Annotated in this window: 11 protein-coding genes; all 11 read right to left on the bottom strand. The window is 55.6% G+C overall.

Annotated elements, in window-relative coordinates:
- Positions 1–4 precede the first annotated feature (4 nt).
- The 11 genes from RBR60_RS10595 to aprA all read right to left on the bottom strand — a co-directional run bounded on the left by RBR60_RS10595 (position 5) and on the right by aprA (position 13122).
- Positions 5–1252, bottom strand: coding sequence for a glutamate-5-semialdehyde dehydrogenase (locus RBR60_RS10595; protein ID WP_320356530.1), 1248 nt, complete (start codon positions 1250–1252; stop codon positions 5–7).
- Between the two features lie 31 nt (positions 1253–1283).
- Positions 1284–2426, bottom strand: coding sequence for a glutamate 5-kinase (gene proB / locus RBR60_RS10600; protein WP_320356532.1), 1143 nt, complete (start codon positions 2424–2426; stop codon positions 1284–1286).
- Complete coding sequence (gene obgE, locus RBR60_RS10605; RefSeq protein WP_320356534.1) at positions 2416–3420, bottom strand: GTPase ObgE; 1005 nt, start codon at positions 3418–3420, stop codon at positions 2416–2418. The genes proB and obgE overlap by 11 nt, the downstream gene beginning before the upstream one ends.
- On the bottom strand, positions 3417–3671 hold the full coding sequence (rpmA, locus tag RBR60_RS10610; RefSeq protein WP_320356536.1) for a 50S ribosomal protein L27: 255 nt from the start codon (positions 3669–3671) through the stop codon (positions 3417–3419). Before rpmA ends, obgE begins: the two co-directional genes overlap by 4 nt.
- A 48-nt stretch (positions 3672–3719) precedes the next feature.
- The gene (gene rplU / locus RBR60_RS10615) at positions 3720–4034 is read right to left on the bottom strand and encodes a 50S ribosomal protein L21 (RefSeq protein WP_320356538.1); all 315 of its coding nucleotides are present in this window, start codon (positions 4032–4034) and stop codon (positions 3720–3722) included.
- A 78-nt stretch (positions 4035–4112) separates the two neighbouring features.
- The gene (locus RBR60_RS10620) at positions 4113–4838 is read right to left on the bottom strand and encodes a hypothetical protein (protein ID WP_320356541.1); all 726 of its coding nucleotides are present in this window, start codon (positions 4836–4838) and stop codon (positions 4113–4115) included.
- 84 nt (positions 4839–4922) lie between these two features.
- The gene (locus RBR60_RS10625) at positions 4923–5900 is read right to left on the bottom strand and encodes a formylglycine-generating enzyme family protein (protein ID WP_320356543.1); all 978 of its coding nucleotides are present in this window, start codon (positions 5898–5900) and stop codon (positions 4923–4925) included.
- A 135-nt stretch (positions 5901–6035) separates the two neighbouring features.
- Entirely contained in the window at positions 6036–7217 is a 1182-nt protein-coding gene (gene qmoC, locus RBR60_RS10630; protein ID WP_320356545.1) for a quinone-interacting membrane-bound oxidoreductase complex subunit QmoC, read from the bottom strand.
- Positions 7218–7265: 48 nt separating this feature from the next.
- Complete coding sequence (locus RBR60_RS10635) at positions 7266–9602, bottom strand: FAD-dependent oxidoreductase (RefSeq protein WP_320356547.1); 2337 nt, start codon at positions 9600–9602, stop codon at positions 7266–7268.
- A gap of 12 nt (positions 9603–9614) precedes the next feature.
- Positions 9615–10883, bottom strand: coding sequence for a CoB--CoM heterodisulfide reductase iron-sulfur subunit A family protein (locus tag RBR60_RS10640; RefSeq protein ID WP_320356548.1), 1269 nt, complete (start codon positions 10881–10883; stop codon positions 9615–9617).
- A 262-nt stretch (positions 10884–11145) separates the two neighbouring features.
- Positions 11146–13122 (bottom strand): adenylyl-sulfate reductase subunit alpha, encoded by a 1977-nt coding sequence (gene aprA / locus RBR60_RS10645; RefSeq protein WP_320356550.1) that lies wholly within the window; start codon positions 13120–13122, stop codon positions 11146–11148.
- Positions 13123–13174: the final 52 nt, after the last annotated feature.

The raw sequence follows: 13174 nt of genomic DNA on the forward strand, positions 1-13174 counted from the left end.
ACTTTCAGGCCCGCACCTGACCATCGCCAAAAACCACGAATTTTTCCGTGGTCAGCTCCACAAGGCCCATGGGGCCGTAGGCATGGAGCTTGGATGTGGAAATACCGATCTCCGCCCCAAGACCCAGCTCCCCGCCGTCGTTGAAACGGGTGGAGGCATTCACCATCACGGCGGAGGCATCCACTTCCCGGATAAAGCGCAAAGCCCTGCCCCAGTTTTCCGTGATGATGCTTTCCGTATGTCCGGAATTGTACTGGCTGATGTGGGCCATGGCCGCATCCAGGGAATCCACCACCTTCACGGCAAGAATGAGATCCAGGTATTCGGCGGGCCAGTCCGCTTCCGTGGCGGCCTCCGCTTCCACAAGGGCACAGGTGCGCGGACAACCCCGCAGTCGAACGCCCGCCTCCGTCAGCGCCCTGGCCGCAAGGGGCAGAAATTCCGCCGCCACCTTTTCATGCACAAGAAGGGTCTCAAGGGCGTTACAGACACCAGGCCGCTGGCACTTGGCGTTGAGGAGGATGGGAAGGGCCTTGCCAAAGTCCGCATCCGCATCCACAAAAATATGACAGACCCCCTTGTAGTGTTTCAGAACGGGGATTCTGGAATTTTCCGTGACAAAGCGGATCAGCCCCTCGCCCCCCCTGGGAATGACAAGATCAATGCTCTCCTCCTGCTGAAGCAGAAAAGGAAGGGCCTCCCGATCCGTCATGGGCAGAACCTGCACCGCTTCCTCAGGCAGACCCGCATCATTTAAGGCTTTCTGGATGGTTTCCGCCAGCACCCGGTTGGAATAAAAGGCCTCGGATCCGCCCCGGAGAATCACCGCATTGCCCGCCTTGAGACACAGCGCCGCCGCATCCACGGTGACATTGGGCCGGGACTCGTAGATCATGGCGATCACCCCCAGAGGAATGCGCATCCTGCCCACCTGAATGCCACTGGGCCGCAGCACCATATCCCGGATGGAACCCACGGGATCGGGAAGCTGCATGACCTCCCGAACCCCCTGAATCATGGCATGCATCACCTTGTCCGAGAGGGTGAGGCGATCCACCATGGCAGGAGACAGGCCGTTTTTCCGGGCAGCCTCCACATCCCGGCCATTTTCCGCCTGAATATGGGCCTTGTCCGCCACCAGCTGGTCACAGAGCCTTTCCAGGGCCAGATTCTTCTGGGCTGTACCTGCGGCGGCAAGCCTTCGGGAGGCCACCTTCGCCTGATACGCCATGCTCCGGATGGTTTCTTCCATATGAGAAGCCTTTTCCTTTCTCCCCAAAAAATCAGGGGACATCTTCTCCTGCCGTGATGGCCAGGTTGTCCCTGTGGATCACCTCATCATAGGGTTTGTATCCCAGCACATCCCGGATCTGGGCCGTTTTGCGACCCATGATGCGCCGCACGTCCGCAGAGGCGTAGTTGCAGAGCCCCATGCCCAGCACAGAGCCCTCCACATCCAGGATACTCACCGGAGCACCCATGGAAAATTCTCCGTCCACCCGGATGATGCCTCCGGGAAGCAGGCTTTTCCCCTGGGAACGCAGAGCGGCTGAAGCCCCCGCATCGAGGGTCACACTGCCCTTGGGCTTGAGGTTGAAGGCAATCCAGCACTTTCTGCTGCGAAGCCGGTTGTTCCCCGGCACAAAAAAGGTTCCGAGCTCCCTGCCCGCAAAGAGATCGGTGAGCACCCCAGGACGGCTTCCCCTTGCGATGATCATGGGAATCCCCGCAAGGGTGGTTTTTTTGGCCGCCCGGATCTTGCTGCCCATCCCCCCTGTGCCCAGAGCGCCGGGAATGTCTCCGGCCAGGGCCTCGATCCTGCGGGTGATGCGCTCCACCACAGGAATCAGCTCCGCATCGCTGCTGGTGCGGGGATCCTTGGTGAAAAGGCCGTCGATGTCCGTCAGATTGATAAGGAGATCCGCATCCATGAGGAGGGTGATCATGGCGGAGAGATTGTCGTTGTCTCCGAACTTGATCTCCTCCACGGCCACGGTATCGTTTTCATTGATGATGGGCAGAACCCCCCAGTCAATGAGGGTGTTCAGCGTATTGCGGGCATTGAGAAAGCGCTTGCGGTTGGAAAGATCCTCCTGGGTGAGCAGCACCTGGGCCACGGTTTTCCCGAAGGTCTCAAAGATATGCTCATACTCCATGATGAGCCCCGCCTGGCCCACCGCAGCGGTGGCCTGCCGTTTGGGAATCTCCACCGGTCTTTTGGGAAGCTTCAGCCGTCGCATGCCCGCAGCCATGGCACCGGAGGAAACCAGAATAACTTCAAGGCCACCGGCCATGAGGGTGTGAATCTCATGGCTGATGGCCTTCATCACATCAAGGTTCAGCCCGTCGGAAGCGGTGAGGACATTGCTGCCCACCTTGACCACCACACGACGGGCCTTACAAAACCACTGGGATCTATCCTTCATCTTTGCTGTTGATCTCCCGCGTCAGGATCTCAAGAAAGGTATCCAGATTCTTTCCCGTTGCGGCGGAAATGCCCACCACCTTATGGGAAGGAAAGAGGTCTTTGAACTGGAGAGCATTTTCCCTGGCTTCCGCCAGATCCATCTTGTTCAGCACCACAATCTGGGGCTTTTCCGCCAGCAGATCACTGTAAAGACGAAGCTCCCGGTTGATGGTCTCAAAGGCTGCCAGGGGATTTTCCGGATCCATGGCCATGGCATCAATCACATGCACCAGAATACGGGTTCTTTCCACATGGCGCAGAAAGCGGTGCCCAAGCCCAACCCCTTCATGGGCCCCTTCAATGAGGCCCGGAATGTCCGCCACCACAAAGGGCTCGCCCCAGGGGGGGCTCACCACCCCGAGGTTCGGCACAAGAGTGGTGAAGGGATAGTCCGCCACCCGGGGTTTGGCTGCGGAAATGGCCCGGATCAGGGTGCTCTTTCCCGCATTGGGAAGGCCGATGATCCCCACATCCGCAATCAGTTTCAGTTCAAGGCGCAGGGTGAGGCGCTCGCCCTCCGTTCCCGGCTGGGCAAAACGGGGGGCCTGGTGGGTGGCTTTCATGAAAAAGCGGTTCCCCTTGCCCCCCCGTCCGCCCCGCGCCACCACAAAGGTGGCCTCCGGGCTGTCCAGGTCACAGATACGCTCCCCGGTCTCACTGTTCCAGATCACAGTGCCTGTGGGCACTTCCAGAATCAGATCCTCGCCCCTGCGGCCGGATCGGTTGGCCCCTTCACCGGGCTGGCCCCTTTCTGCGGCATGATGTTCCCGGTGACGAAAACGGTAAAGCGTCCGTTGTGCATCGGACGCTTTCACAATCACATCGCCACCGTCTCCACCATCTCCACCGTCAGGCCCGCCCTTGGGAATGAATTTCTCCCTGCGGAAACTCACACATCCCCGACCGCCATGGCCGGATTCCACGGTAATTTGTGCTTCATCGACGAATTTCACGCCTGGTATACACTGACTTTCTTCCTGTCACGACCGTAGCGTTCAAAGGTCACCCTGCCATCCACCTTGGCAAACAGGGTATAGTCCTTGCCCATGCCCACGTTCTCACCAGGATAAACCTTGGTTCCCACCTGACGGACAATGATGTTGCCCGCCTTCACGACTTCGCCGCCAAAGCATTTCACGCCCCGGCGCTGTCCGTTACTGTCACGACCGTTGCGGGTAGAGCCCGCCGCCTTCTTATGTGCCATGTGAAAACTCCTTATGCTCCAGAAAAGGGTTCATACCAAAAAAAGGAATCAGGCCTCAATGCGGTTGATGCGCAGTGCGGTGTAGGGCTGACGATGGCCCTGCATCTTACGGTAACGCTTTCTCCGCTTGTATTTAAATACCAGAACCTTCTTGGCCTTGTCCTGCTCCACAATGGTGGCATGAACCGCAGCACCCTCAAGCATGGGCTGGCCGATCTTCAGTGCATCCCCCACCCTGGCCAGCAGGACGGAATCCAGCACGACTTCGGCGCCAGGCTCTCCGGCGATTTTCTCGATTCTGAGGGTTTCACCCTCAGCAACCCGGTACTGTTTACCGCCCGTTGCAATCACAGCATACGTCATCAGTCTGTCTCCTTGAACGCTAAAAAACAATAAGGCCCTCTGAAAAAAAGTACAAGTTTATCTCCAGCCTTTTCCCTGTCAAGGCAATTCCTTCTTCCTCCCCGTGGCCGGCGGTGCCACAGCGGATGGATCCGGAAAAACCCGGGACATCACAACAGGAGACCCCCCCTTTTCTTCGGAAAGGGGGAGGCACCGCAATACCTCGGCCTTATAATGGTATTCCAATGCCTGTTTTTTGAGTTTATATCCGAGAATCATCCACAGAATCCCGGCAGCTGTACCACAGATCACAACAAAAATACCGACAATCCTGAAAACATCCAGAACCGCCGTACCCGCATGATCCAGAAAATACAGAATCTCATCGATACGATAGACCAAGCCCGCCGCCATGCCCAACAGCAGCAACATCAGCAAAAAGGGTATCTGAAAAAAAGAACGCAGCCATCCGGGGGCATCGCTCTCTTTCATTTCCCCACCCGCCTGGCGGGATTCTCCATAAAGAAAGATATTAAAAGCACCCACAACGAGACCCAGAAGAAAGGTCAGGGCCACTGGGGCAAGAAAAGCCAAAAGAAAATAGGTTTTCCAGGGAAAGGGCCGGGTTACAGGTCCAAAACGGTCTTCTCCCACAAGCCCCAGCTGATACAGCCAGCAGGCAATAAAGATGCCCACTTCAATCAGGATGATCACAGAAATATAGCGCTGAAAAAACGTTTTAATCTCGGATCTGGAAAAAAGCCTTGCCATTCCGGAAAAACCATTCCGGGGACGGGCGTATATTTTTGCGAAACGATCTTCCATGGTCTCCGTCCTGCTTCGGGACAAACAAGGGCTGGATTTCACATCAAAAACACCGGCTATCTATACGCGATCCTCCCCTGCGGGTCAATCCCTCTTTTCCAGAACCAGACGGAAACCCACATCCTGCCCCCATCTCCGCCCTCTTCCCATGAATTCCCTGGAAGCGGATCGTACACCTTCGGGTCTTGTATACCAGGACCCTCCCCGGATCACCACAGGATCCTTGGGACCCGGACGAAAAAATCGCTCATGCTGATAGGCTGAGGCGCTGTATCGGGTGTCACACCACTCCCAGACATTTCCCAGCATATCATGAAGTCCATAGGCATTGGGCAAAAAGGCGGCTACCGGTGAGGTGAAAACAAAACCATCGTCCACAGGCGCCACAATCCAGCCTGGAAACCGGCTTCGCGCAGAAAAATCCGCCACATTGGCGTAGGAAGCCAAAGCGATCAGATCATCCCCCCAGAACCGTGAGGCCGAACTCCCCCCCCGGGCGCCATACTCCCATTCGGGTTCCGAAGGCAAACGGTACTGCCTGCCCCTCCGGCTCATCCAGCTGGCCATGGCCCGGGCATCCTGCAAGGAAACGTGGACCACTGGATCCTCTTCTGTCTGTGCATGTCCCGGATTTTTCCACGAATATCCGGCCAAAGCTTCCCAACGGCTTCCCGTATAAACCCAGGAAATCCCCTCTTTCTCCGCATCCGTGACATAGCCTGTCTCTGCCACAAAACGGGCAAAGGCCCCTCGGGTAACAGGGGTTTCTCCCATATAAAAAGCTTTCACATGCTGATACGTCCGAGGCCCTTCATGGGGCGAACGTCCCTCCTCATCCTCTGGACTGCCCATCCAGAAACAGCCTGCGGGCAGCCGGACAAACCCAAGACCGGTGAGGGGGTCCTCATACCGCTCCAAGCGTTCCCCCCCATAGGGTTCCGGGCATCGTTCGGGGGGTGTCACCACTTCTGGCATGCCCCAGAAAAGCACGCCGTACACCACAATCAATGCAGGTATCAGGAGGCCCAGGGCCAGAAAACGCAGGATACGGACAGTTTGCATGAAAACCCCTGGAGTCAGAACAAAGGACGGCGGATCGCTCACATCCCGACCCGCCGTTCTTTTTACTCATTATGCGCCTGGATTTAAAAAAAGCCCAGGAACTTCTGCTTCATCCAGGCGCGCCTGAAACAAGGCTTACTTGCGACCACTGTACTCCTGGTAGCCCATGGCAGCGGTGCGATACACCAGATGCGCCATTTTGGAGAAGGGCAGGTAGGCGAACAGATGGAAGATGGCAATAAGGTGGATATAGTAGGAAAGGTAGCTCAGGAAAGCCACCCCACCCAGACGGAACATCTGGGTCAGCATACCCGTAACCGCCACCACCATGATCACACCCAGAATATACCAGTCTTTATAAGCAGACTTCTGGTCTTTTCTGGCCAGCCGGTTTTTCATCATGAGGAAAACACCAATGATAAGAGCCACACCGGAAACGTTGGCCACCCACTTGATGGGGTTAAGCTGGCTGTAGGGCGTTGCCTGATGCAGGAAGTAAACCCCCACAAAGACAAGGCCTGTGACCACAGCAAGACCGATGAAGGAGAAAAGCACCATCATGTGGGCTGTGGCACGTTCACGGTTTTCACCGCACTCGGAAAATTTCTTATGCTTGCCGATGGTGGGCAGCACCTTCCAGAGGGCCTGGCCATACTCCTTCCAGTTGAAGTCCGCCTTCTCGGTTTTTCCTTCCAGAACGGCATTGGCATGCATGTCCGCGATGAAACGCTTGAGACCAAGACCAAACACCACCACCACAGCCAAGGCAAGGGGAACAAACACGATGTCCACAAACCAGCTGGAAATGAAGTTTGAAGCCGCAATACCGGGAACAGGCAGACCGTCATGGGTGTGGTACCAGAACTCCCCTCCGAAAAGGCGAGCGAAAAATTCATGACCGAAAACGGTCAGGAAGGCAAAAAAGGCAAAAATCGCTGCGGGAACGGCTGTCAGCAGACCAAACTTGCTGCGGTCGTTCACCATTTTAGCAACCACCTTGGGCTGGGCGTATTCCGTGATGGCATAGGAACGGATAGCGCCCAGCACGTCACCCGGGGCAGCCCCTCTGGGGCAGAGGGTGCTGCAGTCGCCGCACTGGTGACAGAGCCAGATATCCGCGCTGCCCACAAGTTTATCCTTCAGACCCCAGGAAGCTGCAACCATTTCCTTTCTCGGAAAAGGCTTATTCTCCGGAGAAATGGGGCAGGCAACCGAGCAGGTCGCACACTGAAAACATTTTTTTAAGGTATCTCCACCGAGGCCTATCACCTCGTTGATAAAGCCGAGATCCGGCTCTACCATATATTTCTGTGTCATCTGACCTACCTCCTCAAAGTATGCAATGGGCGGTGTGGGTTATCCTTATCAGAAGCCCTTGAAGGGGTTCGGACCCAATTCTTCAATTCTTGCCACAAACTTGTTGATCAGCTCCGGTGCCTTGTCAAACTCGTCAATGGCCACCTCAAACTGGGCAACACGCTCATTCTCAAGACCCAGGCTGACCAGGGTATCCCCCATCTTGCTGGAACGCACATCCATCAGCTCGGAACCCTTGACAAAGTGACACTGGTAGTCGTCCCCATGCTTGCATCCCATCATGAACACGCCGTCCATACCCTGGGAAAGGGCATCCTTGATCCAGATCACGTTAACGGAGCCCAGGCAGCGCACAGGAATGATGCGCACGTCCGCATGGTAGGAGATGCGGTTCATGGCCGCCATATCCAGTGCGGGGTAAGCATCGTTTTCACAAACCAGGCCCAGAATACGCATGGGCGGTTCGGTGAAATCCATGTCCGAAGGCACCCAGATACTCTTCACCATGGAGCCCACGGAGTCGATGGAGTAATCCGCAAAACCGATGATGCGTTCAGGACAAGCACCCATGCAGGTACCGCAGCGACGGCAGCGGGTGGGGTTGGGCTTGGGCGTACCGCGCTCATCATCGTCCAGGGCTCCGAAGGGGCACTCTTCCGTACAACGTTTGCACTGGGTGCAGCGCTGGAAGAAGAAATCCGGGAAGGTCATATCGCCGGAGCGGGGATGCACCGCCACACCCCGGTTGGCGGACTCCACGCACTGGATGGCCTTCAGGGCTGCGCCTGCCGCATCTTCCATGGATTCTTCAATGGTCTGGCTTCTGCGGACCGCACCGGCGGCATACACGCCCGTACGCTGGGTTTCGTAGGGGAAACAAATGAAGTTGGAGTCTGCATACCCGTCAAAGGTCTTGATATCCCGGAAGCCGGGGCCCTGGCGGTATGCAAGGTTAACAACAGGATCCTCCTTGGTGGCGGGAACCATGCCCGTAGCCAAAACCACAAGGTCGGCGCGGATCTGAATTTCATCGCCAAGAAGGGTGCTGCCTGCGGTGACAACCAGACCGTCTGCGGTGGGTTCAACGGCAGTAACCTCGCCCTTGGTGAGGAAAACACCGGGATCCTGCTGCATGGACTTGTAGAAGTTTTCCTGAAGACCAGGGGTGCGCATGTGCTGGTAGATCACATAGGCTTTCCCGTCCGCATAGTCTTCCCGCACATACTTGGCCTGCTTTAAGGCCACCATGGAGGTAACGGAGCCGCAGTAATCAAAGTCCGCATCATCTCCATCCTTGCCAGGGCTCTGGACAAAGACCACGTTTTTCGCTGGACGACCGTCGGAGGGACGCACCACCTTGCCCTCCTTGGCCATCATCTCAAACTGGTGGTTGGTGATGACGTCTGCATGGCCCACGCCTAAATGCGCCCAGGCTTCGGCATTCACTTCCGCGGGCTTCCATCCAGCGGCAAGAATCACAGCTCCATACTTCACCCCATTGGGATCAAAGGTGAGAACGTCCGCACGGCCTTCGTTGATCTGGTTGTAGATCACACGGATCTGATCCACGTCCAGAGCCTTGCCATTGGCGTCCACCCGCTGTTCTTCAGGAACAGCCAGGGGGACGTCAAATTCAATTTTTTCACCGGGCTTCTTGAAGGTAACGGTGAAATCTCCGGGCTGCCCAGCAATGCGGGCCACCACAGTGCCGGTTTTCACCTCAATTTTTGAAGAAGCCTCAACGGCCTTGATCTTGTCATTCACCACGGGAGGAATGAGGGACTCAAAGGGCATGACCACAGGCATCTGCTTGCGCATTTTGGCCGCATAGCCGCCGAGGGTTTCTTCCTTTTCAACGATGGTCACCTCATAGCCTGCGGCCGCCGCATCCAGGGCCGCACTCATGCCCGTAACCCCACCACCGATAACAAGAATCTTCTTAGAGAAGTTCTCCAGCTTGTAGGGCGCAGGGATGGCGATTTTCTCAATGCGGGCCATACCCATGCGGATGTAATCGTCTGCCATCTGCTGGATACGGTCTACAAAATACTCATCGGCTTTTTCATCCTCGGTGACAGGTCCGGGGAATACGTCCCGGCTGTGACTCCAGACAACGCCCTCACGCAGGTTAACCCGATCCACCACACAGCCGTCGAACTTGAAAATGTCAAAGTTCACCCTGCGGGAGCAGGCGGCGATGGCCAGGGCATTGGTACCTTCGGCCACATCCGCCTTAATGAGATCCAAGCCTTCCTGACCACAAAGACAGGCGTGGGTCTTGCATGCAAAACGTTTTTCCGCCACCACGGATTCCAGTTTTTCAATATTCAACACCTCACCGATGCCACATCCGGTGCAGATGTATACGCCATATTTCTTCTGCATGTTATCTGCCTCCTACCGCTTCACCAGGGTTTGAATTGCCTTGAGAGCCATACCGGTTGCATTCTGGTTGCTGGAGACCACGTCCGCCGGCTTGTTGGCGCAGCCACAGGCGAACTGTCCACCCTTGGCGTAGTCATTGACAATGAAGCCCTCTTCCGTGAACACAAGATCCGCCCTGGGTTTGGCCCCTGCAAGACTCGGCTCCATGCCTGTGGCCAGAACGGCCATATCCACAGCGCGGCGGCTCTTTTCACCGGTCACGGCGTTTTCAGCGGTAACAAGGATCTTGCCACCCTCTTCGGCCACTTCCGCAACCTTGCCCTTGATAAAGAAGACCTTGGGATCATCTTTGAGCATCTTGTAGAACTTCTCATACCGATAGCCCGGGGCCCGCAGGTCGATGTAGTAGATATAGACTTCCGCATCCGGATACTGGCTGCGGATATAAGTGGCGTGCTTCAGAGAAGCCATGCAGCAGATGTAGGAACAGTACGAAAGATGGTTCTCATCCCTGGAACCTGCGCACTGCACAAAGGCTACACTGGAAGGCGCCTTGCCGTCGGAGGGACGGACAATCTTACCTTCCGTAGGCCCGGTTTTGGAGGCCAGACGCTCCAGCATCATATTGGTGATGATGTCCGGGTAACGACCAAAACCTAAGTTGTCAATCTTGGCCGCATCATAGGGTTTCCAGCCTGTGGCCCAGACCACGGAACCCACCACAAGGTTCAGCACCTTGGGCTGCATGGAAAGATCCACCGCATTGTACTTGCAGGCTTCTGCCGCTTTTGCGGCGTCATCGGTGCCGATGATTTCCGGTGCGATCACATAGCGCTGGGGAAAGGCCATGCCATGGGGCAGGTAGGCACCCTTGGTCTTGGACATGCCAAAGTCAAAGGCATTGTCGATTTCTGCTGTGCAGACCTTGGCGCACTCCCCGCAGCAGGTGCAGTTTTCATTGACATACCGGGGATTCACCTTCACCTGCACGGAGTAGGAACCGGGGGTACCGGTCACACTTTCCACCTCGCTAAGGGTGAGTACCTTGATCCGGGCATTGTCACGAATTCTTTTATAATTGATCTCAAGCCCACAGGTGGGTGGGCAGAGTTTGGGAAAATACTGGTTCAGCTGGGCCACACGACCTCCCAGAGAAGCGGTTTTTTCCACAATGTACACGTCATAGCCGACTTCGGCAGCTTCGAGGGCCGTGGTAAGACCGCTGATCCCCCCCCCGACCACCAGGATACTCCCGGCAGGGGCTGAATTTTCCAACGTCATGCTTTCCCTCCCTAAATAAGATTGAAAAACGCTTTTTTAGAATATGTTCATCGGGCGCAAGGGGTGAGCAGGCATGTCTTGCCTGTTCTGTGCCCAGATATCCCAGGGCTTTTTCAGGTAAAAAACCCTCGGATAATTGGGCACACCCCACAAAGCCGCCCGAACCCTTTTAAAGGGGCATCGTAACAAAAACCTCCTGGCCCCGGGAATCCGGAGACCAGGAGGCGAAGGCTTATCCGATTACATCACGCCCACAAGCGGATTACATCGGGATAATGCGGTGGTAAGGCACTTTCTTCATGGTCCACTCTTTGGTGGCTTTGTCGTAGGAAGAGTTGACAAAGCAGAACCAGTTTTCGTCATCCTGGCCCATGAAGTCCGTTCTGTAGTAGAATCCGGGGAAACGGGATTCCTTACGGAACATGATGTGACGGGTGTGGGCTTCTACCGTGTAGATACGGTGGAAGATTTCCCAGCAGCGCATCAGTTCGTGCAGGTCGCCTGCTGCCAGGAACTCGCAGTCTTCGTGCATCATCTTGAAGAGTTCCATCAGGTTCTCAAGAGAAGACTGGTTGAGGCAGTAGTAGGAACCCACACCACCACCGTATTCGTTGGTGGCTTTCATCAGACGCATGGTCATCCCCGCAGGCTTGCAGAATTTGGGGTTGACATCTGCCATGGTGGAGAAGTCTTTGTGAGCAAACCAGGTCTTAACGGGCTTCCATACCAGATCCGCAGCTTCCTGAGCGTTCATTTCAGGAGCGGGTTTGAAATCTGCATGGTTTTTCACCCATTTTACCATCATCTTGGCGGCAATACGGCCTTCAGCATGGGAACCGGAGGAGAACTTGTGACCGGAGCAACCGATACCGTCTGCAGCGGTGAAGAGACCTTTTACGGTGGTCATCTGGTTGTAAACCACACCGTTGTCGCCCCACTTGTAATCTTCGGGAACCCAGTCTTCGTCCGGACCGGATACCCAGATACCGCAGCAGCCGGAGTGGGAACCCAGGAGGTACGGTTCGGTGGGCAGAATTTCAGAGTCTTTTTTCTCAGGCTCGGTGTTGGTGGCGCACCACAGGTTGGCCTGACCGCAGGTCATATCCAGGAAGTCTTCCCAAGCTTCGGCTTCAAGGTGCTTGAGTTCCTTCTTGTCCATGGTCTCGCCCATTTTCTGGAGAGCCTTGGAGGTCACCATCATGATGGGGCCGCGACCCTGCTTCACTTCGTTCATCAGGAGGTGGTTACGCAGACAGGTCGGAGTGATGGGGGCGGTACCGTAGGGAGCGTACTTGGCCAGCTCGTCCTTGGCAGCCTGAGAAGCTGCATAGTTTTCACCAAGAGAGTTCTCCAGGTGGGCTTTGAACAGGAGGAACCATGCACCAACAGGGCCGTAACCGTCTTTGAAACGTGCGGGCGTGAAGCGGTTTTCCATCATGGAAAGTTCCGCACCGGCGCGCAGAGCCATGGTGTAAGTGGAGCCGGCATTCCATACGGGATACCATGCACGACCTTTACCTTCACCTACGGAGCGGGGCTGGTAGATGTTTACAGCGCCACCACAGGCAACCATCATGGTGTTGCACTTGATGTAATATACTTTGTTTTCACGGGTGGAGAAGCCAACAGCACCGGAAATACGGTTGGGCTCGTTCTTGTCGCGGAGCAGTTCCACGATGAAAACGCGCTCAAGGATGTTTTCTTCACCCAGGGCTTTTTTGGCAGCTTCAGCAACGATCCGCTTGTAGGATTCGCCGTTGATCATGATCTGCCATTTACCGGTACGTACGGGCTTGGCACCATCTTTCAGAAGGCCCAGTTTCAGACCTTTTTTGCCGTCAACGTTCTTGTTATCCGCATCTTTCTTCCAGATGGGCAGACCCCACTCTTCGAACAGATGAACGGAGTCATCCACGTGGCGGCCCAGGTTGAAGATCAGGTCTTCACGAACAATACCCATCAGGTCGTTGCGCACCATGCGAACATAGTCGTCAACCTTGTTGTCACCGATGTAGGTGTTGATGGCGGAAAGGCCCTGCGCTACAGCACCGGAACGCTCCATGGCAGCTTTGTCCACCAGGAGGATCTTCATGTTGTCGTCGGCCCACTTCTTGATTTCAAAAGCGGTACCACAAGCAGCCATACCACCACCAACGATCAGGATATCCACTTCCTTCTCGATGATTTCAGGATTTTCAACGCATTTCAGTTCGCCATGCGGCTGATTCGGCAATGCCATTGTATAGCCTCCCTAAACGTTTCTAGTTAAGGAATGTTGTTTGAATAGGACA

Source organism: Desulfobotulus sp. (assembly GCF_034006065.1).
Taxonomy (GTDB): domain Bacteria; phylum Desulfobacterota; class Desulfobacteria; order Desulfobacterales; family ASO4-4; genus Desulfobotulus.